This is a genomic window from Flavobacterium salmonis, assembly GCF_903819435.1.
In the GTDB taxonomy this organism is placed as follows: domain Bacteria; phylum Bacteroidota; class Bacteroidia; order Flavobacteriales; family Flavobacteriaceae; genus Flavobacterium; species Flavobacterium chungangense.
This window is the reverse complement of sequence record NZ_CAIJDP010000066.1, coordinates 1-22,542: the sequence shown is the minus strand read 5'-3', so window position 1 is coordinate 22,542 and position 22,542 is coordinate 1. Positions and strand designations below refer to the sequence as shown.

Sequence of the window (22,542 nt, the reverse complement as noted above, 5' to 3'; positions counted from 1 at the left end):
AAGCTAAAATAAATATAATTTTGAATTTTCACTTTTGATAAAAATAACATGAAATTAAAACATATATCGCATTTCCATAATCACTCTAATTGCAAATTATTTGGTTTATCTTCCGATAACGAAGAAATTCATTGTTTTGAACTGACCAATAAAAACGGAATGAAAGTACAGCTTACCAACTATGGTGCAACTGTAACTTCACTAAAAGTCCCTACATTAGATGGAAAACTGACAGATGTAGTTTTGGGTTTTGATAATGCTAATTCTTATATCGAATCGTATAATTTACCGAGTGCGCCCTATTTTGGCACAACAGTGGGACGTTATGCAGGGCGTATAAATAAAGGATGTTTTACTTTAAACAATAAAACATTTGAACTGGCGGGAAACAATAACGGAAACGCTCTACATGGAGGAAATACCGGTTTTGGTCAAAAAATATGGGATGTTAGGAATTTAACAGACCAGTCGATTACTTTTCATCTGATCAGCGAAAATTTAGAAGAAAATTATCCCGGAGAATTACAGGTTTTTTTAACCTATACTTTAACGGAAGAAAATGAGTTACAACTTGAATATAAAGCAAGTTCTTCAGAAGACACCATTATAAATCTTACCCATCACAGTTATTTTAATCTGAATGGACATGATTCGGATGTACTGGATCAGGAAATGTTTATTGACGCAGATAAAATGCTGGAAACAAATGAGGAGAGTATTCCAACCGGAAAATTCATTGCTCTTGAAGGTCATGATTTCGATTTCAGAACTGCAAAAAACTGTCCGGCTTCTATTGATAATTCGTTTGTTATTAATTCAGATGTAGCAATTGCTGCTCAGTTATTAAGTCCAAAAAATAATTTAAAGATGAGCGTTTATACGGATCAGCCCAGCGTTCATATTTATGTAGGCGGAAACTGTTTTGATATTTTGAAAGGAAAAGAAAACGTAAATTACACTCCGGTCAGCGGAATTTGTTTTGAAACCCAAAATTTCCCTGATGCTCCAAATCACAATCATTTCCCTAATTCAGTTTTAAAAAAGGGAGACGAATACCAGCAAACAACTATTTATAAATTTGAAAATATAAAGTAGAAATTATACCAAAAACAACTCAGAAAATTAAAAATAATGAACGAGATTTTAATACAGAATACCAATGCTTTTTTTGAGAAATCATTCGGGTCAGCCCCTCAAAAAATTGTACTTTCTCCGGGAAGAATCAATATTATCGGCGAACATATCGATTATAATGACGGTTATGTTTTACCAGCAGCAATTGATAAAATTATCTGTTTTGCTTTTGAAAAAAGCAATTCTAAAACATCCAAAATTATCGCTATCGATTTAAATGAAGAATTTGAAGTTGATCTAACTCAAAAAATTGAATTAAGTGATGTTGTCTGGACCAATTATATCCTTGGCGTTATCAAACAACTGCAGGATAATGGTTTTTCTTTCGAAGGTTTTAACTGCGTCTTCAGCAGTAATATTCCGGTTGGTTCAGGATTATCGTCATCTGCAGCTTTAGAATGCGGAATGATTTTCGGAATCAAAGAACTTTTCGGTTTAAAAATTGAGAAAGTAGATATTGCCTTATTAGGACAAAAAGCAGAGCACTGGGTAGGTATTAATTGTGGTATTATGGACCAGTTTTCAAGCGTTCACGGACTTGAAAATAAGGTAATCAAATTAGACTGCAACACGCTGGAATTTGAATATCACAATGCTGATTTCAAAGATTATTCACTGGTTTTATTTGACAGTAATGTAAAACACTCTCTTTTTACATCTGAATACAACAACAGAAGACTGGAGTGTGAAGAAGGACTTTCAATCATCAAAAACCATTTTCCCGAAATCAAAACGTTTAGGGATTGTACTGAAGATCAGGTTTTAAGCCTTAAGGATAAAATGTCTGAAGTGGTTTTTAAAAGAGTCCATTTTGTAGTTAAAGAAATTTTGCGTGTTAGTGAGGCTTGCGAGGCTTTGGATAACGGAAATATTGAGCTTTTAGGCCAATTGCTTTTTGATACCCATGACGGATTATCAAAGGATTATGAAGTAAGTTGTGCCGAACTGGATTTTATTGTAGAACAGGCCAAAAAAGAAGACGCAGTTGTTGGTTCCCGATTAATGGGAGGCGGTTTTGGAGGCTGTGCAATTACTTTAATCAAAAAAGGACATGAAAACAGAGTCAAAGAAGCTTTTACAAGCCTTTATTTTGATACATTTGGAATTGATTTAAAAATTTATGATGTGAAGGTCTCAAACGGAACATCACTTTATACCACAAATTAAGAATGAGAAATTTTGATATTAACGAAGATCCGCACAGACGTTACAATCCATTACTAAACGAATGGGTTTTGGTTTCACCTCATCGTGCAAAAAGACCATGGCAGGGTCAAAATGAAACTATTTCTACCGAAAAATTACCGGAATACGATCCAACCTGTTATTTATGTCCCGGAAATATTCGCGCCAATGGTGTGAATAATCCAAATTATGAAAGTTCGTTTGTTTTTGAAAATGATTTCGCAGCCATGAAGCAGGACGAAATCATGTTTGAAGACGACATCAGACAAACTTTTTTTAAAGCACAGCCGGAAAGAGGAATTTCAAGAGTAGTTTGTTTTTCACCAAGACACGACCTTACTTTACCTGAAATGGAAGTTCCCGGTATCGAAAATATTATCCGCACGTGGCAAAAAGAATATACTGATTTAGGCAATATTGACTATATCAACCACGTTCAGATCTTTGAAAATAAAGGAAGCGTTATGGGATGCAGCAACCCGCACCCACACGGACAAATCTGGGCTCAGTCGTCTTTGCCAACACAGGTTGAAAAAACACAGAATAATTTAAAAAGTTATTTTACTAAAAACAATAGCAACCTGTTACAGGATTATCTTCAGGCTGAATTAAAAAAAGAGGAACGCATCGTGATCGAAAATGATCATTTTGCAGCATTAGTTCCGTTTTGGGCAATCTGGCCATACGAAACGATGATTATCAGCAAAAGACATATTACCAAAATCACTGATTTTACAGCTGATGAAATTACTGCTTATGCCACTATCCTAAAACAGCTTACGACAAAATACGATAATCTTTTCAGCACTTCATTCCCGTATTCTTCAGGAATTCATCAGGCTCCTACAGACGGCGGAAAACATGAAGAATGGCAATTTCACATGCATTTTTATCCGCCATTATTGCGTTCTGCAACTGTAAAAAAATTCATGGTAGGATATGAAATGTTAGGCGAATCTCAGCGAGATATCACTCCTGAAAAAAGTGCTGCCATTTTAAGAGAGCAATCAGATATACACTATAAAAACAAATAAGATGAAAATAGTTGTTACAGGAGGATTAGGTTTTATTGGTTCTCATACAGTTGTAGAATTACAAAACGAAAATTTCGAAGTAATTGTTATAGACAATCTTTCTAATTCTTCGATTGAAGTTTTAGATGGTATCGAAAGAATTACAGGAAAAAAACCACTTTTTGAACAAATTGATGTAAGAGATAAAGCAGCCGTTCAGGATTTCTTCAAAAAATATAATGATGTTTCAGACGTTATTCATTTTGCAGCTTCAAAAGCTGTTGGCGAAAGTGTTCAGAATCCATTGCTGTATTATGAAAACAATATCAATTCTCTGGTTTACATTCTGCAGGAATTAAACAAAAAACCCGAAGCAAACTTTATTTTCAGTTCTTCCTGTACCGTTTACGGTCAGGCCGAAAAGATGCCAATTGCAGAATCTACGGCAATCCAGCCGGCAATGTCTCCATACGGAAACACCAAACAAATTGGCGAAGAAATTATTACTGATGTCACTAAAGTAAGTAATCTGAATGCAATTTTATTGCGCTATTTTAATCCGGTTGGTGCACATGAATCAAACGAAATTGGTGAACTACCACTTGGCGTTCCGCAAAATTTAGTTCCGTTTATTACCCAAACCGGAGCTGGTTTACGAAAAGAATTATCAGTTTACGGAAACGATTATCCAACTGTAGACGGAACCTGTGTTCGTGATTATATTCATGTTGTCGATCTGGCAAAGGCGCACGTAATTGCAATGCAAAGATTGGTAAACAAAACGAATACCGATAAACTGGAGATTTTTAATTTAGGAACCGGAAAAGGCAGCTCTGTACTTGAGGTAATCCATGCATTCGAAAAAGCAAGCGGTCAAAAATTGCCTTATAAAATTGTAGACAGAAGAGAAGGCGATGTTACCGAGGCGTATGCCAATACCGACAAAGCCAATAATGTTCTGGGCTGGAAAACACAATTGAGCCTTGATGATGCCATTGCCAGCGCCTGGAAATGGGAACAAAAAATCAGACAATAAAAAGTTTAAATAAAAATCGATATTATATCTTTTTGTTATAAATGTAAAAAACACATTTATTTATGTTGCCCGTAACTATTTTTACTTTACTTTTGATTTTCGATTTTTATAAAAAAAGCGCCAAATTAAAATACATATCGTATTTTTTTCGGATTAAAAGAATAAATTAATTAGTTTCGTAAGTATAATAAACTATTTTTGACATTTCACATTAAAAACAAACTTTAAAACTATCAAAAATCACTTTATATTAATTTCAAATATTACTAACAAATGAGCTCAAAACTTGCTTTTGCAGATTATGCAGTATTTATTATCTATTTTCTCGTTGTGTCCATTTATGGATACATCATCTATCGCAAACGCGAAAAAAACGAACACGATGCCAAGGCTTACTTCCTTGCTGAAGGAACTCTTACATGGTGGGCGATTGGAGCTTCTTTGATTGCTTCAAACATTTCAGCAGAACAATTTATCGGAATGAGTGGTGAGGGTTTCTTTCTGGGGATTGCAGTTGCTGCTTATGAGTGGATTGCCGCTATTGCTCTTATTATTGTTGCCGTTTGGTTTATCCCGGTATACCTGAAAAATAAGATCTATACAATGCCACAATTCTTAAAAACACGTTACAATGAATCTACTGCTTTAATTATGGCCGTTTTCTGGTTGTTTTTATATGTTTTTGTAAACCTTACTTCTATTTTATATTTAGGAGCCGTTGCTATTAACGGTTTAGCAGGTGGAGAATATCTGCATGCTATTATGATTGGTTTGGCTGTTTTTGCTTTAATTATCTCTTTGGGAGGTATGAAAGTGGTAGCTTATACAGACGTTATCCAGGTAGCGGTTTTAATTATTGGAGGTTTGGTTACTTCTTATATTGCTTTGACTGTTGTAGCAGAAAGTTTTGGTTTCGGAAAAGACGCTCTTGCCGGTTTCAACTTATTGATGGAAAAAGCTCCTGAGCATTTCAAAATGATTATTCCTGAGCCAACGGCTGCTTCTACTCAAAACGATATTGACAAATACCTGACTTTCCCTGGAATGATGTCCTATTTGGCAGGTATCTGGATCATCAACCTTAACTATTGGGGATGTAACCAGTACATCACGCAAAGAGCATTGGGTGCTGATTTGCAAACTGCCCGTACAGGTATTTTGTTCGCAGGTTTCTTAAAATTATTAATGCCTGTTATCGTAATGTTACCGGGTATTGCAGCTTATGTTTTGTACCAAAATGGTGATTTACCACAATTGGTTGGTGGAAAAGACGGAGCTTACTCAGCCATGTTGACATTCTTGCCAACAGGTCTTAAAGGATTATCTGTTGCCGCTTTAACAGCAGCTATCGTTGCTTCGTTAGCAGGAAAAGTAAACAGTATTTCTACAATTTATACGTTAGACGTTCACAAAAAATACATTCAAAAAAATGCCAGCGACAGACATCAGGTAAACATTGGTAGATATGCCGTTTTCGCAGCGATGCTCTTGGCTGTTTTATTTACATGGAATGACGTTCTTGGAATTGGTGGTGTTGGTGGATTCACGTACATCCAAAAATATACCGGATTCATTAGCCCTGGAGTATTTGCAATGTTCGTTTTAGGTATGTTCTGGAAAAGAACTACAGGAGCGGCAGCTATTGTAGGTGTAATTTTAGGATTTGTATTATCTGTTTTATTTAATGAATATGCTCCTGCATTGTTTGGAAACGAAACTTTATTGTACACAGCTTATAAAAATGCTAAAGGTATCTACGAAATTCCGTTCCACATCTGTATGGGATTATCATTCTTCTTTACAACCCTTGTAATGGTAGCAATGAGTTTTGCAGGTCCAAAAGTAAACCCTAAAGCTTTCGAAACAGAGCCTGGAATGTTCTCTGTAAAACCACAAACTACAGTATTGATCGTAATTACTTTATTAGTTATCGTAGCTTTATACGTTAAGTTCTGGTAAAATAATCATGTTTAAATAATTACCAAAAAGACTGCCTTTAAAAGGCAGTCTTTTTTTTACATCATGCAAATAATTTGAGAGAAAAAACATATATTTGGCTACCCAAATGTCAACAACTATATGTCCTATATTCCAGAGCCTTCTTATAAGGATTATTTAACCTATACCATTAAAAAAGGCGATACCTTAGTGAGTGTCGCTCATAAGTTAGGCCTTGATACTTATGCTCTTAGAGCTTATCATAATAGATTTTGCCCATTACAGGATTTGATAGAAGCTGATTTTCCATCGCGGCTTGAATACCTTATTTTACCTCCTCCCGAAATAGAACTTTCTGATGAAGAAAGAGAAAAACAGCGTAAAAAAGTAGTTTTTCATGAAGCTCCTTTCAAAATGTCTTTGAATAATGCACAAATCAGCAACTCGTATGGTGTATTGTATACCATAGAAAACGGATCGGAAACGCATACTATAAAACAGGAAATTAACGTTGAATGGAAAGCAAAAAACGAAAATGGCTTTTATTTTTTTGAAGTAGACAGAATTGGAAATATCTACATAAACGATACCGCCGCCAGCACTATGGCCGAAGAAATTGCCGAAAAAGCTTCTGCTGCCCTATACCCTTTATTGGTTGTAGTGGACCAAAACGGAAAATGGGTTTACATTAACAACTTTAGCCAGATTGAAGAACGCTGGCAGGAAACCAAAAAACAAATCCTCAAATATTATGAAGGAGATTATGTCGAAAAATACCTCTCTATTTACGACAGAAATTTAGAAGACAGCGATACCTTATATCTCTCCCTTTCAAAAGACTGGTTTTTAAATGCCTTTTTTAACGGACTCCATACAGAATACCCACCTTCATTATCGATTCAGAAAGAAATTGATTTTCCTCTTATTGCCAAAACTGAAAATATAAAATATCTGGTCGATCAAAAATTAGACGATCGTCTGGATGTTGATAATTTTTTAGTGATCGACGTTAATGGAAAACTTCATGATGAACGAACCAAAACCGATTTTGAAAACGAATTAAATTTACCTGTAAAAGAATATTCAGAGCAACAAGCTGTTGGCAGCTACAGGGCAAAATATTTTTTAAACCCTGAAGATTATATTCCCGAGAGCATTTTTATATCCTGCAATTTAGAACTCGATGTCCCGCAGAAATACTCGGTTTCGATTGCTAACTTAAACGAACGTAAAGAAATCAGTGCAACGCCGAAACAGGAATTATTTATCGAAGAAACCCAGCCTCAAAAAAAGTGGTGGCAATTTTAAACAACCTAAATTATGAGCGAAAAACATTTTGTAGTCCAGGGGGCTACCTGCAAATGCAAGTTTAGTGAAGACCCTTCTAAAACGGATAAAATTAAGGTCAAATCACACAAAAAACATTTTGGAAATGATAAGGAAGGATCAGAAAAACTAATTGCTACTACTAAAGAAATTGGGCAGACTTTAGAAAAAAACACCTTTGGAAAATGCAAAAAACAACCTGCGGGCAATAGTTTTTTGCCTTGTCAGGCTGTAATAACAAAATGGAGCGGTTTTTATGAAAATGTAACCCTTAGCAATCAGGGCAAAATACTCCTGGAAAACAGCAAAGCAACCTGCCCCATGGGAGCTCCGGACTGTATCGAAATTACAGACCACGGACAAACAGCAGAGCCCGGCGAACAAAATTTTAAAAATGCCGAGCCTATGGTGCACAATCTTGTAAACCCAATGGTTGATGTTAGGGAAATGTATACTAATGAGGCTAAACATGAAGGTCTAATTTTTAACAATTAATTTTTACTAAATGGCAAAAGGTGTTAAAAGAATAAAATGGACAGGAAAAGGAAAAGTAATAAGCGACCAATCTGTTCCTAATAAAAAAGTAGCTGTTCATCCTGATGGAGTTGTGAGCTTTGAAGTAGATTTATGGCATGATGGCACGACGAAAGAAGAGAAAAAAAAGAGTATGACATGGATACTTCAGGATCGAAAAAAAGAAAAAATTGTGAGGCAGTTGACTTTGGCTGCCGATACCCCTTTTGAGGTAAACATTCCAAAATATTTATGTGGCCCGTTTGAATATTATCTGGAAGCCAGTCTTTCCGGAAAAAGAGATATTCACAATGTAACTGGCCTGCTTATACAGGGGTCTACGCCAGCAAAATTAGTAGAGAGCAAATGGTCTCAGAAACAAGATGGGGAAGATGTTCGCAAAAAACACTTTTTCTCATACGGAGAAAAGGTATTCCTTAAACTTAATACAGAAGGACTCAACGGACATAAAAATATAAAAATTGAAATTTTCAGACATGTAGATTTCAAGACTGACCCTGTAATACGTACAATCCATGGGGTAGAAGTCATTGATGGTGAAATAAATCTGGAAATTAAAAATACCTATTCATGGAGTACAACCATGAAAGGAATAAAAGAAACAGAACAATTTTATGTGAAAATTTATGACCCTGTTGCAAAGGTTTATATAACCGATGAAAAAAAACTTGAGGATCATGCTACGTTTTTAAGAATCAAGAAACAAACTGTTTCTCATGAAGTAAAACCCCCTGCAAATTTATCTCCTTTAAAAAATGGTGCGCCGGAAACAAATAAAGTACGACATGAATTGTGCAAGTTTGAAACCATTAGTTTAACTGAGCCTACTAAAACAACACTGCTTTTTAATAATGGTCAAAATCTAGGCATAGTATCCAGCCCAAAAACACCAATTAATAAAACTATTTTATTTGACTTTGAAAAATATGAGATAACTCCTGATGCCAAAACTACCCTCAATAATATTTTGCAATATTTATTAGGATCAGAGCACTCAACAATCAAAATTGATGGTCATGCCTGCGTAATTGGTAAAGAAGAATACAACCAAAAATTATCACAACAGCGAAGCGATGCTGTAAAAAAGATTTTTGTTGATGGCGGTTTAGACTCGCGCCGAATAATATCTAGAGGTCGTGGTGAAGTAAATCCAACAGATGACAAAAAGGAACGTGATAATATAAAACACCAAAACGAAAAAGAATATATTGAAAATCGTCGCGTGGATATTTCGTTTGACTCTATTGGGCACGATGCCCAAACCATAGTTTATGAAACTATTGCCCCAAGTCATGCTCAAAATATTACGATAGATATAACAGAATATCAAAACAAAGCATGTCTTAAACATGTAAAACATCAAAAAAACATCAAAATAACTTCCCCAGAGTACAGGACCCCAGTAAATAAAGTTACAAATAAATTGGATTTTCCTGTTCAATCAGATTTATCGTGGCTGAACCCTGCTCCGTTACAATATATTTGGCCAAAGTACAATTTAACTAACATTACAAGTGCTGAAAAAAGTATGGATTCAGCAAATAATTATTCTATTCATATTCATTCCTGTCGCTATTTTTCAAATGATGCCAATACCACAATACTATTAAAAGCATATCCGGATATAAAATGGACTTTTGAATTTTTCTTAAATTTAACTAATGATTTAAGTGTAAAATGGCAAAAAAAAAATGAATTTGACGTTAAAGAATTACAAAAAAAATCAGGAAAAATAGGTGCTGAAAGAAGATGGAAACAAAAAGATGCTTCTTTTGGATTTAGTTTAAAAGCAAAATGGGATAATGACAAACAAACTAAAGAATTAAAACAAAAATACGAGACTAAATTCAAAAAATTTTATGATGTATTTAATTCTATAGGTGCACTAGCTGATGGTATAACCAATAAAACAAAAGGCACAATAAGCGATAAAGTATCAAAGAGTATTCCCGCAAGTTTTATTGTAAAACCACCCAATTTATCGTTTACAGGAAACTGGTTTTTAAGCCATCCTAAAGATAACAAGAAAATAATAGGAACAGATGTAACAATAGGACTACACGCAAAACCTCTTATTGGGTTGGAAGTTACAATTGATTTATTGGGGGCAATTGTTTTTATCGGAGGAGAGATTTTTGGTTTAGGACCTGGGGTTCTTAAATTATATAATGCAATTCAAGGTAAACTAAAAGAAGGAATAAAAGTAGGTAATGAAAAAAACGGATTAAGTGCTAGTGTCGATATTTATATGGATTTAATAATCACTAATACCATTACTATTGATGCTGATCTTAAATTTCATACTGCAGGAAAAGCCAAAGATTCAAAATTTGAATTAAAGGCAGAAAATAAATTAAAGGTAGAATTAAAAGTAGGTGTAAAAATAAAAGGAGAAGCAGCTGTTGTAATCATTAAAGTTAAAGCTTACTTTGAGGCTTCTGCAAGTGCGGAAGCATCTGTAACTTTTGGACACGGAATAACTTATGATGATAAAGGACTTTATTATAGACCTAAATTAGGCTTTGACGGAATGGATGCAAAATATATTGTTAAAATAAGTGTCGCACTTGCAATGAAAATCGTCAAAGACAAAAAGTCTGTTGAAGAAACTAAAGAAGGTGAATATACCATCGCAGATGGAACCATCAAAGATGTTATTCCTCCGTTTGATGTCATAAAAGAATTAGAAGAATTATTTAATATAAGTGCCAATATTCCATTAATTAAAAATTAAAACAACAATGAAAAATTTTATATTATTACTTACAACTATTATAATGATCACATCCTGCAACTCTCAAACGGATCTAGAAACATTAAAATTCGGTTCTGATATTTCATCAATAATTAAAGATACAACAAGATTTGAAAAAGATGAAAACATCAGATATAGTTTTGTTGCTTATGTAACTAAAGATATTGATGATTTTAAATATGGCAATGTAAATATCTCAAAATTAGCAATTAAAGATAATGCAAAAAATAGCTTAATCAAATACACTAGCAATTTGTCCCTTTATGTTGATAATTTTAAAAACAATAAATTATCTGGCTTAATCATTAAAATTGAAAATGAAAATGAGGGGGGAAATTTATTAAAATATATAAAAACTAAATTAGGGAAACCTTTATTAGAAAACATATATGATAAAGACAATCATATTCAATCCCAATATTTGTGGGATGACAAAAAAGGGAATCAATTAGTTTACATAACACAAAATACTGAATATTACAATAATGATAAAAATAGATTCATTTCGACAGAAGTAACTATTCTAAAAAAAGGAATTAAACTAAATCCTGATCAGGGCAATAATCCTGAAACAATAAAAAAAATATTAGAAGAGAATCCTAATGCTTTTGATGTATTAGAGATATTAAAAAGTCGTTTTAATTAAAATTATGAAGCAGATATATTACGAATTAGACTGCAGTGCTTTGATGTGTTATTTTGAAGTACTAATAAATGATGTTTGTGTTTTTTCTTTAAATGTAGACGGACAAGCATCAATGGATATTCCTATAAATAGTGGGATTTTAGAAAAAGGCGAACAAAATATAGAAATTAGAGTCTTGCCTCTATCAGGAGGCAAAGAACTTCATAAAGAAGCTTATGTAAGATATAAAGTTATAGAATATGACGTAAGTTCTGGAGATTTTCAATTTGTTCAGCAATTTGAAAATTTCCAAACAGCTCCTGTTGAAAAGATTCCTTTGCTTATACATAAAAGTGTTTTTATGGCAGATGTTTCCTACAAGTTAGATGCATGGCAAAATGGAGTGGACTTAAAAGACGTAAACTTTGATTTAAAAAAAGCTTTAGTTCAAGAATGTGAAGAAATAATTAATGCGTTGAATAACAAAGATTATAAGTTATTTACAGATAAGTTCTCAAAAAAAGAGAAAAATAATGCTATCGCAATGTATTTAACACAAGAAGAATCTAAAAATAGAATCTCAAATATATTAGGCGAGCTGGAAGATGGTTTCAAAGCAATGCCAATTGATAATAATTTTTATATTGAATATTCAGCATATAACAGATTAGCAACTTTAAAAAGATTAAATAGGATGCCGGCTTTGTATTTAGAAAATTCTAAAACAAATGAAGAAATCGTTTTAGATGTTCGCTTTTGCGGTATAAAAGGTAGTACTCATTTTGAGATTTTTTAACACCTTTTTTAATGTATTAAATTTTAAGAGGGAATCATACTTTATGAAACTACAGCAAAAACGAGAATTTTACAATAGACATTACAGAATATCAAAATAAGGCATGTCGTAAAAATGTACACAAGAAAAATATTACAATAAAATCAACTGAGTTTGCTACTAAGAATCAGGTTGCAGATAAATTAGACTTTCCGGTGAGATCTAATTTGTCCGTTCTGAATCCTTTGCCAATGCAATATATCTGGTCAAAAGTTTTTGCAAACGAATATAATATTCATGTGCATTCCTGTCGTTATTTTTCTAATGATGCTAATACTACTATACAAGTAAAAGCTTATCCTGATATCAAATGGGATTTTCATTTCTTTTTAAATCTCAGTAATATGGCAAGTGTAAAATGGCAAAATTTATCTCCTGCAAAACATAAAGAAATGCAAAGTAAAGCGGGTAAAATTGGTGCGGAAAAAAGATGGAAACAAACAGAAATAGATTTTGGAGTCGTCTTAGAAGCAAATTGGAATAAAATTACCGACGATAAATATGGTAGTCATTTTGATGCTACCTTCAAACATGAAGCGAAAATTAAACAATTATATTCTGTCTTTTCATCCTTAAAAGAATTTTCAAAAGGAGTTACTGGTGGTACAAAAGGAATTGCAAAAAAAAGTAATTTACCTTTCGATGTTCAAATGAAACCGCCTAATTTTTGTTTAGGTGCAGAATGGCAATTAGCACGGGGAACCAAAAAAGGAGTTCCTACTAAAGTGTTGGGCATGGAATATAAATTTTATTTTAAAGCTGAACCCCTTATTGCCTTAGTGCTAACGATAGACTTGCTTGACTTGGCAGTACAAACTGCAGGTACCCTTGCCGGAGGTCCAGCCGGTAATGAAGTTGCAATAATAATATTAGATATAATTAAGGCGTGGGCAGCAAAAGACAGAAAGGTTGGGATTACTTTTAAAATTTTATTTGATTTAATATTAACCGGACAAATTGATGGCAGTGCAGATATGACTATTAATACCGAATCTGATGATAATAAAGGTAATGCAGAATTGAAAACAAAACTCTCTGCTGAAATAAAACTAGAAGTTGAACTAAAAGCAAAAGCAGTATTTCTTGAGGTTACTGCTTATGCAGCAGGTATAGCTAAAGCTTCCATAACTTTTGGACATTCTTTAACTTATAACCAAAACTCAAAAAGTGTATATTACCGACCAGAAATGAAGTTTGATACTGTAGAAGGGAAAGTTTTAATAAAAGTAGAAGCTGGACTTTCTTCAAAAAAACTTGGTCTAAATCTTAAAGATGATGCAACTGTCGTTAATGATACCTATACATTTTGGGAAGGATTTGATGTTATTAAAAAAATTGAAAAAACAACAGGATATAGTGCCAATATAAATTTAATTTAATTCATGAAAAAAACAATTTTACTAACAGTCGTTTGTATTGTAATGCAAAGCTGTAATTCACAAAAAAAAGATTTATCAAAAATCACATTTACTGAAAAATACGATACTTTTTTTGGTAATATTCCTAACGAATTTAGAGAAAATAGTTCTATTATAGATTATAAATTATATGATGTTTACAAAACAGAATCGGAAAAAGCACTCAACTTTAATGGAGTAGACTTAAGCGGATACCGTGATAAAAAAGGAGAATTTGGAACTAACACTGCGAGTTTTGAATTTTCAAAAAAAGATAAGATACTAAATTTCTACTCTATCACATTATTCTACAATAAGAATGTGAAAGAATTAATTAGTAATTTAAATCGTAGTATAGGAAAGCCCGTTTATATTTCCATGCTTGATGAAAGCGACGATATACCATATTCTTTATTATGGGAAGATAAAACAAATTACTATTCGTTGACAGGTGCAAATCAAAACACACCAAATTTTGCCGTGTTCAAAAAAGATAATTCGACAATTCGTAAACAAAAAATATCTGGAGATCTTCAATATTATGGTGACTATTTAGATTATTTAGATAAAAAAGGTTTAAAAAAGGAAAAATTTACTTATAAAAATTTTGTAGACTACAAAACTAAAGAAGGAAATAATCATTATATAGAAGATTATAGAAAACCATAAACTAATATGAAAAAAATAGTTTTATTAGCAGTCATTTGCACTGTAATACAAAGCTGTAACTCACAAAAAAAAGATTTATCAAAAATCACATTTACTGAAAAATACGATACTTTTTTTGGCGATATTCCTAACGAATATAGCGAGAATAGTTCTATGATAGATTATAATTTGTATGATGTCTATAATACTGAATCTGAAAAAGCACTTAACTTTAATGGAGTTGATTTAAGCGGTTACCGTGATAAAAAAGGAGAATTTGGTACTAATTCTGTAAGTTTTGAATTTTCAAAAAAAGACAGAACACTAACTTACTACTATGTTACATTATTTCACAATAAAAATATAAACAAATTAATCGAAGCGATAAATTCAAAAGTAGGCAAACCTTCATATGTCCCAAGTCCTTCTGAAGGCGATACTTTACCAGACGCTTTTTTGTGGGAAGACAAAACGAGTTTTTATACTCTATCAGGAGTTACCCAAAATCAAGCTGATTTTATCGTTTTTAAAAAAACCGATTTAACAATTCGAAAGAAAATGTTATCAGCTGGTAATTTTCAATATTATGGTGATTATTTATATCATCTGGAAAAAAACAATTTACAAAAAAACGTTTTTAGTTATAAAAACTTTGTTGACTACAAAAGAAAAGAAGGGAATAATTTCTATATCGATGATTATAGAAAACCGTAAAACGATATGAAAAAAATAATTTTATTGGCAGTCGTTTGTATTGTAATACAAGGCTGTAATTCACAAAAAAAAGATTTATCAAAAATCACATTTACTGAAAAATACGACACTTTCTTTGGTGATATACCTAATGAATATAAGGAAAATAATTCCATAATAGACTCTAATTTGTTTAATGTTTACGATACAGAATCCGAAAAAGCACTTTATTTTAACGGCGTTGATTTAAGTGGATATCGTGATAAAAAAGGAGAATTTGGAACTAATTATGTAAGTTTTGAATTTTCAAAAAAAGATAAAATACTAAATTATTATTCTGTAGAATTGTTTTATACTAAAAATATAAATCAATTAATTGAAACCTTAAATAATAAAATAGGGAAACCTGTTTATATAAGAATGCTTTTATCTAAACCAAAAAACATTAATCCTGATGCTTTATTATGGGAAGATAACACGAGTTTTTATACTCTAACTGGCGCTACTCAAAATCACTCTAAATTTAGCGCTTTTAAAAAAACCGATTTAACAATTCGAAAGCAAATGTTATCAGCTGGTAATTTCCAATATTATGGTGACTATTTGGAATATTTAGAAGAAAAAAATAAGACGAGTAAACAAATTTCTTATTATCAATATGCAAAACTTATGGAAAGTGAAGGAGATGAGCATTATATTGAAAGATATGTTAAACCTTAGTTATATCAGATCAATAATATTATCATTACTGTGTATCGTAATACAAGGCTGCAATTCACAAACAAAAAACAAATCAGAAAAAGTAGAAATTCAAATGCCATTCGATTTAGTAAATCTTACTTTAAAGGAAGATATAGAAAATATCATGTTATCTGTAAATCTTTCAAAAAAAGATACTATAAAAAATAATGAGCTTACTTTATTAGGTAACGAAAAGCTTGTATTTGCATCAGAAAAATTATTGGTTTTCAATAAAATAAAAATTGCTGGGAAAAATAATTTAGACATAAATAATATAATATTTCATTACGGTAAAATTGATCCCGAAATTGGAGTCCTTAACAATGAAAAAAATAATGTTTTAGGAATGTACCAAATAAATTTATATACAAAAATTGAATCTGATAAACTATATAATAATCTTAAACTGCTATTTGGAAAGCCAAAGAATACTTATAGCCTAGGTCCTATCAATACTACTCTATGGATAAATAACAATATCTGTTATTATTATTTTACAAAAGATAATGATGAGTTTTATAGGGTCTTGTTTGTTTACAAAAAAAATGATAAAGAATGGGTAGATTTTATTGGATCATTAGGCTTTGATAGTGGGAATCTTAAATCAATTAATTAGCTTAATTATGAGAAAATTAATTTTTATCACTCTCTGCATTCTTATTCAAAGCTGTAATTCACAAACTACGAAAAAAGAAGAAGAGAAAAAACCATTGATATCGAAACCTCCAATGGAAACAAAAAAAAATAACTCTAAGAAACTGCTTGATCTTACAAATTTAAAATTTAAGACCCGGATAGACGAAATACTAAGCAGAATTGGATTGACATTAAACGATAATGCTTTAAATGAATATAATATTTCAGGAGATTATGACGAATTTAAATTTACTCCTCGTCAAATAAATTTATTTGGAAATAATATTGATTTTGAAAAAAACGAAACTTCCTTCTTTTATAACAAAAAAGATAAGCTTGTTTGGTGTTATGAAATAAATATTTTAGATAATGATGATGCGCTCAAAATAATTAAAATTTTTGAAAACAAATACGGTGCAAAACCTGCATTTTCAAAAATTTCTTTGTCCACAAAAGAGCATCCTCTTTTTTTAGATGAAAATGGAGAATTCAAAAAAGATAAAATGGAGCAACGCATTTTAGTCTGGGAAGACTTAAAAGAAAAGGCTACTTTTTTCCTCATTTATAAGGTTAATTATGACACAAAACCTGTTGAAGGTAGTTTACAAATAATCGCAATAGACAAAGACAATAAAAAATATAAAGATTGGGTTTCATACAGGTCTTTGGATATGTATTATAAAAATTAGATTTTAAAATTTCTAAAGAGAAAAATTAAATGCTCATGAGGAATCAAACTACAAAATCAGTTATAATTAACTGACAAATTAAGCCCTATAAAAAACAATAAGTTTTCAATTAATTGAACTAAAAATGATATACGAGCCCTATTACACCTTAGACTTTTCAGTCGCAGCCTGAAATTTTGAAATTTTGATAAACGATATTCCTGTACTAACAATGGAAGCCGAAGGTCAAATATCTAGTAATGTTCCGGTAAATTACGCTATTTATAATTCTGGAGAACAATTTGTAAAAGCGATTATAAAACCTCTTTCCGGACAACAAAATCTAGATCCTGAAGCCTCTTTAAGATTTAACGTTAGGCTATACGATGTAGCAAATAATGAATTTAAACACATAAAAGACTTGCCGGAAACAGCGGTTCAAAAAGTGGAAGAAAATCAAAAAATTCCGTTATTGACCACTTCAACAGAATTTACTGCTGAGATTACATACTCATTAACCAAATGGACTGATGGCGAAAATTTAGAAGATGTAGCTGATTTTAAAGAAAAACTTATTACAGCATATGATAAATTGGCTGATCTTCTTAAAGAAGAAAAGTACAGTGAATTTGCCGAAAAAATTAAGGTTAGAGAAAAAAATATGGCAACATCAATGTATCTAAGCAGTTCTGAATCTAATGCACGAATTAATGGTTTAATTGACGATGCTAAAAATGGTTTTAAAGTAATGCCTTTTCCTAAAGACACAATCTTAAGATTTTATGGATATGGCAAATTAGCAACATTCAAAAAACTAAATGGAGAGCCTGCCTTTTATTTGTATAATAACGAAACAAAAGAAGAACTAATGATCGATCAAATGTTTTATATTCCTAAAGGAAAAACAGAACCTGAAATTATTTAAAAGCAATATGACGGGGTTAATATTATTGATTATCATAAGCCTTGTGATGACATCATGTAATTCTCAAACAGATTTAGAAACATTAAAAATTGATACGAAGATTGCTAAAAAGATTAAAGATATGCATGAAGGTAGTGATGAACTGGAAATAATTAGATAGATGGATTTTACTGACAAATACTTTCTTTCAGGAATTTTATTGTTTAGCTTTATTGTGTCAATTCCGCAATTTAAGAGCCTGAGAGAAGAAAGTAATTTCCTAGCTAAACTAATTGCATTCTTATTTTTAATTATTAGTCGTTTCATACTGTATCTTTTCACATTAGGAATGACTTTCGGTATTTTTTCTATAGTGAAAAATTATTATAACGGAGATGTTTATAAGGCAACTATAGTTTCTTATCGCAGTTATACGAAACAAGAATCAGATTCTCGAATGAAAAGACGATATGAGGTTACTTATAATGTTCCTATGTTTGAATTCTTTGTTAATAATGAGAAAATTAGAGTAGAGTCTTCAGCCCACACTTCATCATCAGTTCCAATTATTGGGAGTACATTGAAAATTTCGTACTCAAAAGGAGGATTAAGAACGCAAGAACATAAATTTTCTGATTATTTAATTTTCTTTATTTTATTTGTATTTTCCACATTTTTGTGCTTTACTTCATTAATATATACAGCATATTCATTGGGATATCCATTGAAAAATAAAAAAGCAATATTTTTTATAATGTTAAAGACCCATTTTGTTTTACTGCAATTGTTTTTAATGTTTTGTTTGTATTTTATTTATATAAAGCTAATTGTGGTTTCGATATGGACAGCATTAAGTATTATTACGTTTATCATCTTGAGTTTATTTTTAGCAATCCGTAGGTTTCAAAAAGATTTTACCCTTATGGAAAAACCAGACAAACCAATTAGTAAATCAGATAAAATATATTTTTAATGTTAATTTCCGAAAAAAGTAAAGATACAATTACTCATGATTATACAGGATTTAAAATTATAGATCCATCTCAAGAATCAAGTTGCTTAATAAAGTGGTCAACAATCGAAACTATTATTTTTTCACCAAATAATCATTATTAAGATTCTGCACAATGGATTATTTATTTAAACAAAGCTCCCGAATGGCGTTTAAACTCAAATGCTTGGTGGTTGGGGAGAATAACATTTTTTTTAACTTATAAAAAATATAAAAAAAAGCGGATAAGAGATGATGTTAATAAAGATTTCTATGAGCTACCTAATTTAGTTGAAAAGTATTTACATAAAAAAGAAGAGATAAACTATTCTGAAGACAATAGCAAAGGAGAATTGATATCTAGAAAAGTAACGGTAAAAGAAGACAGAACAATCACAAAAGAGTATTATAAACCAATTAGATCCGTGGGATTACCTTGGAAAATTCTATATGATAGATATGATCGAACTGTAGAGGAAATTTATAAAAGAGATGGATCAATTTAACATTAAAATATAGGAAAAACAATGTAATCTACTGAAAAAAACCATAAAGAAAAAATAAAAATGGCGGAAGATTGGCTTAATAATAACGATTATGAAAATAGAGCTCTTGTTTGAAGAAACGTTTAAATTGGAATATCAAGCATGCGGAAAACTAGTTACTTTGCTACACTTAGCAGATCGAGAAGGAATTATTAGAATGCGAAACAAAGCAATCCAGATGAAAATATACATTTAGATTTTCTTTTTCAAAGAAAAGAAAAAGGACAAAAATTAACTGTAATATAATTATTAGAATAGATATGAAAAATAAATTATTGGCACTTGCTGCTTTTTTTGCATTAATAAGCTGTAAAAAAGAATTCAAAGTAAATGATGCTTTTAGAGAAGAAATACTTTCTAAGGTGCACATACAAAAAGACACTTTAGTCGTCTTTAATACATTATTAGATAGTTTAGATCAAAAAAAGATTTCGTTTTGTGAATATTTCAACTATTCACATTATGCTCTTTCTGATTCATGCACATTGATATTAGATAAAAAATATGAGGTAAGGCTTGGGAATTATTCTCCCGAATATTTTGAAGAACATCATAAAATGTTAAGTAATGCAATTAAAAACTATGAAAAAAGATTAGGAATTGATGAAAACTCAGCGAGAATTGGAGAATATATAGAGGTAACTAACGATATAATAAAAAATCATTGTATAACTCAGGATAAAAAATAGAAGATGATCCTAAGTTAATTTTTGATTTTATCGTATTGTAATTAATTGTACAAGTTTAATAAAAGAGTCAGGGAAGATGCCTAATGATTCTGCAGTAAAAACTATCTCACATATCTAATTGTACATTTTTGTACAGAAGAATAATACCAACATTACTGTTCGATTTTAATAATCCTTTCCATTTTTTTGTACACATATTTGAAAATTACATCTCTTCCCTTTTTATTTATAAAAACACTTAAACATCATTTTTAATTCCCCTAAAACATCATGAACAAATTATTATTAAAAACAATATTTATAATTCTTTCACTGTCTGTGTTTTCCTGTACACAGAAAGACGTTTCAAAAAACACTACATTATTTCTGACAACCAATAACGGAAACCTATACAGCATAGATTTAGCAACCGGAAAATGCAATTGGCAAAACATAAAAAATATAGAAGACACCCGCAGTGACTCCTATTTTAAAATTGACAAGAATACCATAATAAAATCCTATGAAAACGGAGAAATAATTGTGTTTAATAAACAGACAGGTGCTATCATAAAAAAATATCAGGAAAATGAGTCTATACCTGAAAGTCCCTCACTTTTTATGTTTTCGCAATACCCACTTGTGTATGAGAGTAATTTTATTTTTTCTAATTTAAATGGAAAAGTAAAATCTATTAATTCGAATACAATGCAGCCAAATTGGGTATATGATGTAAAAAATAAAGTGTTTGTATCGCCAACTGCTATTGGAGATAAAATTATTGTAAACACCGGCTATAATCTCTGTGCTGTAAATGCAAAAAACGGGCAATTTATTACCAACCTGAAATTTGTTCATCCGCTACCGCATGAACCAGTGGTAAGTGATGGAGAAATTTTTGTTATCGATGAAAACGGAAATGCTTTTTGTCTTGATCAGGAATTAAACACAAAGTGGCAATTTGAAGTAAATAATTATATAACCGACACACAATACGATGAGAACGCCAATACTAATGTGACTACAGATACCAATATTAACACCTTAACTAATCTTACTGCAGGAGAAAAACTAATTGTACTGGGAGATGCAGAACATATTATTGGTATTGATAAAAAAACCGGACAAATGAAATGGTTAGCAACCATACCAATTATCAATTGGGAGTCTCCAGAGGATGTAGCTCAGGTTAGAAAGAATTTACGAGAAGATCAGGATCTCCATAGTATATTGAATGACCAAGTGGGAGTGCTGAAATCATTACAAATAATAGACGAAGAAGTTGTTGCAAATACTTCTTCCTGTATTGCGGTATATGACTCAAACAATGGTAATTTAAAAAGAAAAAAGTTTCTTTTCAACAACGAGATTGTAGGAGCAATAAAAGCTACTAATGATTTTTATTATTATTTGCGCAAAGATGGGGTTTTATATAAACTCGACAAAACACTAAAAACAGAAACAATAGTTTATAAAGGGATAAAATACAAACCCGAGGATGACTATACAAGCCCATATATGCAGATTGAATAAATAATTATCCATTTTATCAAACATTAAAAAAATAAAGATGCTGAAAAAGACGATAATAGTACCTATCGACTAAAATCGTACAGAACCGCTTCACTTAATCATTTTAAGTTTGGCGGGGTTTCTTTTTCTAAATATGCTGTACCTAAGTAACAGATCACAATTATTACAAATTAACGCGTATTTTTTTTTTAGATTAAAAAAAGCTCAATACTTACCCCAAAAAAAGGGTTTCACACTTATGGAAAAGCTAATTGAACCATGGGTTAAATCAAATAAACTTTTTTTATATATTAAATCTTGCGATAGTCCAAAAATCTGCTTTTCTTGTTTTAATTAAAGGATCTGCTTTTATACAAATCAAATTCAAAGCTGAATATATCAAGCACAATTTCATGGTTTAAATCCGGATGGCATAAATACAAACCCTCTTCTAATACCCGATCCGGAAAAGTGTCAGAAAATGAACCACAGATGCTAAGATTATTAATAACCACAAATTTTGAATTATCATTTGTCAGCTTTATTCTGAAATAGCCATACAGATTATCACTGTATTCGACTGACAGAATTTCAAAAATAAAATTCGTTAATAAACCATGTTTGTCTGAGAAGTAACCCATATTTCCTAAACTTTCATTTTTTATTATTTTCATAATTACTGATGATTTTTAATTTATAACTACGGTAATCTTTTTATTTGCATTAAATATTAATTTTTTCTAATACGGTCTGTTTTT

At 31.2% G+C, this 22,542-nt stretch carries 22 protein-coding genes; 21 read left to right on the top strand and 1 reads right to left on the bottom strand.

What is annotated here, in order from left to right:
* Positions 1 to 48 precede the first annotated feature (48 nt).
* The 21 genes from FLACHUCJ7_RS09410 to FLACHUCJ7_RS09310 all read left to right on the top strand — a co-directional run bounded on the left by FLACHUCJ7_RS09410 (position 49) and on the right by FLACHUCJ7_RS09310 (position 21,805).
* Positions 49 to 1,095, top strand: a complete 1,047-nt coding sequence (locus FLACHUCJ7_RS09410) for an aldose epimerase family protein (RefSeq protein WP_180908718.1) — start codon at positions 49 to 51, stop codon at positions 1,093 to 1,095.
* A gap of 36 nt (positions 1,096 to 1,131) precedes the next feature.
* A complete protein-coding gene (gene galK / locus FLACHUCJ7_RS09405) occupies positions 1,132 to 2,301 on the top strand; it encodes a galactokinase (RefSeq protein WP_180908717.1) in 1,170 nt (389 codons plus the stop codon).
* 2 nt (positions 2,302 to 2,303) lie between these two features.
* Complete coding sequence (locus FLACHUCJ7_RS09400; RefSeq protein ID WP_180908716.1) at positions 2,304 to 3,353, top strand: UDP-glucose--hexose-1-phosphate uridylyltransferase; 1,050 nt, start codon at positions 2,304 to 2,306, stop codon at positions 3,351 to 3,353.
* A gap of 1 nt (position 3,354) precedes the next feature.
* The gene (galE, locus tag FLACHUCJ7_RS09395; RefSeq protein ID WP_078226840.1) at positions 3,355 to 4,368 is read left to right on the top strand and encodes a UDP-glucose 4-epimerase GalE; all 1,014 of its coding nucleotides are present in this window, start codon (positions 3,355 to 3,357) and stop codon (positions 4,366 to 4,368) included.
* Positions 4,369 to 4,641: 273 nt separating this feature from the next.
* Positions 4,642 to 6,327 carry a sodium/sugar symporter gene (locus tag FLACHUCJ7_RS09390; RefSeq protein WP_031453954.1) on the top strand — a complete coding sequence of 562 codons (1,686 nt, stop codon included), beginning with the start codon at positions 4,642 to 4,644 and terminating at the stop codon, positions 6,325 to 6,327.
* A 120-nt stretch (positions 6,328 to 6,447) separates the two neighbouring features.
* Positions 6,448 to 7,614, top strand: coding sequence for a peptidoglycan-binding protein LysM (locus FLACHUCJ7_RS09385; protein WP_180908715.1), 1,167 nt, complete (start codon positions 6,448 to 6,450; stop codon positions 7,612 to 7,614).
* A gap of 12 nt (positions 7,615 to 7,626) precedes the next feature.
* On the top strand, positions 7,627 to 8,127 hold the full coding sequence (locus FLACHUCJ7_RS09380; protein ID WP_180908714.1) for a DUF4280 domain-containing protein: 501 nt from the start codon (positions 7,627 to 7,629) through the stop codon (positions 8,125 to 8,127).
* A 10-nt stretch (positions 8,128 to 8,137) separates the two neighbouring features.
* Positions 8,138 to 10,900 carry an OmpA family protein gene (locus FLACHUCJ7_RS09375; RefSeq protein WP_180908713.1) on the top strand — a complete coding sequence of 921 codons (2,763 nt, stop codon included), beginning with the start codon at positions 8,138 to 8,140 and terminating at the stop codon, positions 10,898 to 10,900.
* Positions 10,901 to 10,907: 7 nt separating this feature from the next.
* A complete protein-coding gene (locus tag FLACHUCJ7_RS09370) occupies positions 10,908 to 11,567 on the top strand; it encodes a hypothetical protein (protein WP_180908712.1) in 660 nt (219 codons plus the stop codon).
* Between the two features lie 4 nt (positions 11,568 to 11,571).
* Complete coding sequence (locus FLACHUCJ7_RS09365; protein ID WP_180908711.1) at positions 11,572 to 12,342, top strand: hypothetical protein; 771 nt, start codon at positions 11,572 to 11,574, stop codon at positions 12,340 to 12,342.
* A gap of 383 nt (positions 12,343 to 12,725) precedes the next feature.
* Positions 12,726 to 13,760: a hypothetical protein gene (locus tag FLACHUCJ7_RS09360; RefSeq protein ID WP_180908710.1), complete on the top strand. Its 1,035-nt coding sequence runs from the start codon at positions 12,726 to 12,728 to the stop codon at positions 13,758 to 13,760.
* Positions 13,761 to 13,763: 3 nt separating this feature from the next.
* A complete protein-coding gene (locus FLACHUCJ7_RS09355) occupies positions 13,764 to 14,447 on the top strand; it encodes a hypothetical protein (protein WP_180908709.1) in 684 nt (227 codons plus the stop codon).
* A gap of 6 nt (positions 14,448 to 14,453) precedes the next feature.
* On the top strand, positions 14,454 to 15,140 hold the full coding sequence (locus FLACHUCJ7_RS09350) for a hypothetical protein (RefSeq protein ID WP_180908708.1): 687 nt from the start codon (positions 14,454 to 14,456) through the stop codon (positions 15,138 to 15,140).
* Positions 15,141 to 15,146: 6 nt separating this feature from the next.
* Complete coding sequence (locus FLACHUCJ7_RS09345; RefSeq protein ID WP_180908707.1) at positions 15,147 to 15,839, top strand: hypothetical protein; 693 nt, start codon at positions 15,147 to 15,149, stop codon at positions 15,837 to 15,839.
* The gene (locus FLACHUCJ7_RS09340) at positions 15,805 to 16,476 is read left to right on the top strand and encodes a hypothetical protein (protein ID WP_180908706.1); all 672 of its coding nucleotides are present in this window, start codon (positions 15,805 to 15,807) and stop codon (positions 16,474 to 16,476) included. The genes FLACHUCJ7_RS09345 and FLACHUCJ7_RS09340 overlap by 35 nt, the downstream gene beginning before the upstream one ends.
* Positions 16,477 to 16,483: 7 nt before the next feature.
* On the top strand, positions 16,484 to 17,185 hold the full coding sequence (locus FLACHUCJ7_RS09335; protein ID WP_180908705.1) for a hypothetical protein: 702 nt from the start codon (positions 16,484 to 16,486) through the stop codon (positions 17,183 to 17,185).
* Positions 17,186 to 17,369: 184 nt separating this feature from the next.
* Positions 17,370 to 18,089: a hypothetical protein gene (locus tag FLACHUCJ7_RS09330; RefSeq protein ID WP_180908704.1), complete on the top strand. Its 720-nt coding sequence runs from the start codon at positions 17,370 to 17,372 to the stop codon at positions 18,087 to 18,089.
* A gap of 160 nt (positions 18,090 to 18,249) precedes the next feature.
* Positions 18,250 to 19,041, top strand: coding sequence for a hypothetical protein (locus FLACHUCJ7_RS09325; RefSeq protein ID WP_180908703.1), 792 nt, complete (start codon positions 18,250 to 18,252; stop codon positions 19,039 to 19,041).
* 212 nt (positions 19,042 to 19,253) lie between these two features.
* A complete protein-coding gene (locus FLACHUCJ7_RS09320) occupies positions 19,254 to 19,565 on the top strand; it encodes a hypothetical protein (protein ID WP_180908702.1) in 312 nt (103 codons plus the stop codon).
* Positions 19,566 to 19,864: 299 nt separating this feature from the next.
* Complete coding sequence (locus tag FLACHUCJ7_RS09315; protein ID WP_180908701.1) at positions 19,865 to 20,293, top strand: hypothetical protein; 429 nt, start codon at positions 19,865 to 19,867, stop codon at positions 20,291 to 20,293.
* A gap of 270 nt (positions 20,294 to 20,563) precedes the next feature.
* A complete protein-coding gene (locus FLACHUCJ7_RS09310; protein ID WP_180908700.1) occupies positions 20,564 to 21,805 on the top strand; it encodes an outer membrane protein assembly factor BamB family protein in 1,242 nt (413 codons plus the stop codon).
* Positions 21,806 to 22,134: 329 nt separating this feature from the next.
* Here FLACHUCJ7_RS09310 and FLACHUCJ7_RS09305 read toward each other — a convergent pair whose 3' ends face one another.
* A complete protein-coding gene (locus tag FLACHUCJ7_RS09305) occupies positions 22,135 to 22,458 on the bottom strand; it encodes a hypothetical protein (RefSeq protein WP_078226828.1) in 324 nt (107 codons plus the stop codon).
* Positions 22,459 to 22,542: the final 84 nt, after the last annotated feature.

Excerpts from the sequence above, each read along its gene's own strand:
- galK (WP_180908717.1), top strand. The coding sequence starts at position 1,132 with ATGAACGAGATTTTAATACAGAATACCAATGCTTTTTTTGAGAAATCA.
- FLACHUCJ7_RS09400 (WP_180908716.1), top strand. The coding sequence starts at position 2,304 with ATGAGAAATTTTGATATTAACGAAGATCCGCACAGACGTTACAATCCA.
- FLACHUCJ7_RS09370 (WP_180908712.1), top strand. The coding sequence starts at position 10,908 with ATGAAAAATTTTATATTATTACTTACAACTATTATAATGATCACATCC.
- FLACHUCJ7_RS09390 (WP_031453954.1), top strand. The coding sequence starts at position 4,642 with ATGAGCTCAAAACTTGCTTTTGCAGATTATGCAGTATTTATTATCTAT.
- FLACHUCJ7_RS09410 (WP_180908718.1), top strand. The coding sequence starts at position 49 with ATGAAATTAAAACATATATCGCATTTCCATAATCACTCTAATTGCAAA.
- FLACHUCJ7_RS09305 (WP_078226828.1), bottom strand. The coding sequence starts at position 22,458 with ATGAAAATAATAAAAAATGAAAGTTTAGGAAATATGGGTTACTTCTCA.
- FLACHUCJ7_RS09335 (WP_180908705.1), top strand. The coding sequence starts at position 16,484 with ATGAGAAAATTAATTTTTATCACTCTCTGCATTCTTATTCAAAGCTGT.
- FLACHUCJ7_RS09360 (WP_180908710.1), top strand. The coding sequence starts at position 12,726 with ATGGCAAGTGTAAAATGGCAAAATTTATCTCCTGCAAAACATAAAGAA.
- FLACHUCJ7_RS09325 (WP_180908703.1), top strand. The coding sequence starts at position 18,250 with ATGGATTTTACTGACAAATACTTTCTTTCAGGAATTTTATTGTTTAGC.
- FLACHUCJ7_RS09350 (WP_180908708.1), top strand. The coding sequence starts at position 14,454 with ATGAAAAAAATAGTTTTATTAGCAGTCATTTGCACTGTAATACAAAGC.
- FLACHUCJ7_RS09380 (WP_180908714.1), top strand. The coding sequence starts at position 7,627 with ATGAGCGAAAAACATTTTGTAGTCCAGGGGGCTACCTGCAAATGCAAG.
- FLACHUCJ7_RS09340 (WP_180908706.1), top strand. The coding sequence starts at position 15,805 with ATGAGCATTATATTGAAAGATATGTTAAACCTTAGTTATATCAGATCA.
- FLACHUCJ7_RS09315 (WP_180908701.1), top strand. The coding sequence starts at position 19,865 with ATGAAAAATAAATTATTGGCACTTGCTGCTTTTTTTGCATTAATAAGC.
- FLACHUCJ7_RS09385 (WP_180908715.1), top strand. The coding sequence starts at position 6,448 with ATGTCCTATATTCCAGAGCCTTCTTATAAGGATTATTTAACCTATACC.
- FLACHUCJ7_RS09365 (WP_180908711.1), top strand. The coding sequence starts at position 11,572 with ATGAAGCAGATATATTACGAATTAGACTGCAGTGCTTTGATGTGTTAT.
- FLACHUCJ7_RS09310 (WP_180908700.1), top strand. The coding sequence starts at position 20,564 with ATGAACAAATTATTATTAAAAACAATATTTATAATTCTTTCACTGTCT.
- galE (WP_078226840.1), top strand. The coding sequence starts at position 3,355 with ATGAAAATAGTTGTTACAGGAGGATTAGGTTTTATTGGTTCTCATACA.
- FLACHUCJ7_RS09375 (WP_180908713.1), top strand. The coding sequence starts at position 8,138 with ATGGCAAAAGGTGTTAAAAGAATAAAATGGACAGGAAAAGGAAAAGTA.
- FLACHUCJ7_RS09345 (WP_180908707.1), top strand. The coding sequence starts at position 15,147 with ATGAAAAAAATAATTTTATTGGCAGTCGTTTGTATTGTAATACAAGGC.
- FLACHUCJ7_RS09355 (WP_180908709.1), top strand. The coding sequence starts at position 13,764 with ATGAAAAAAACAATTTTACTAACAGTCGTTTGTATTGTAATGCAAAGC.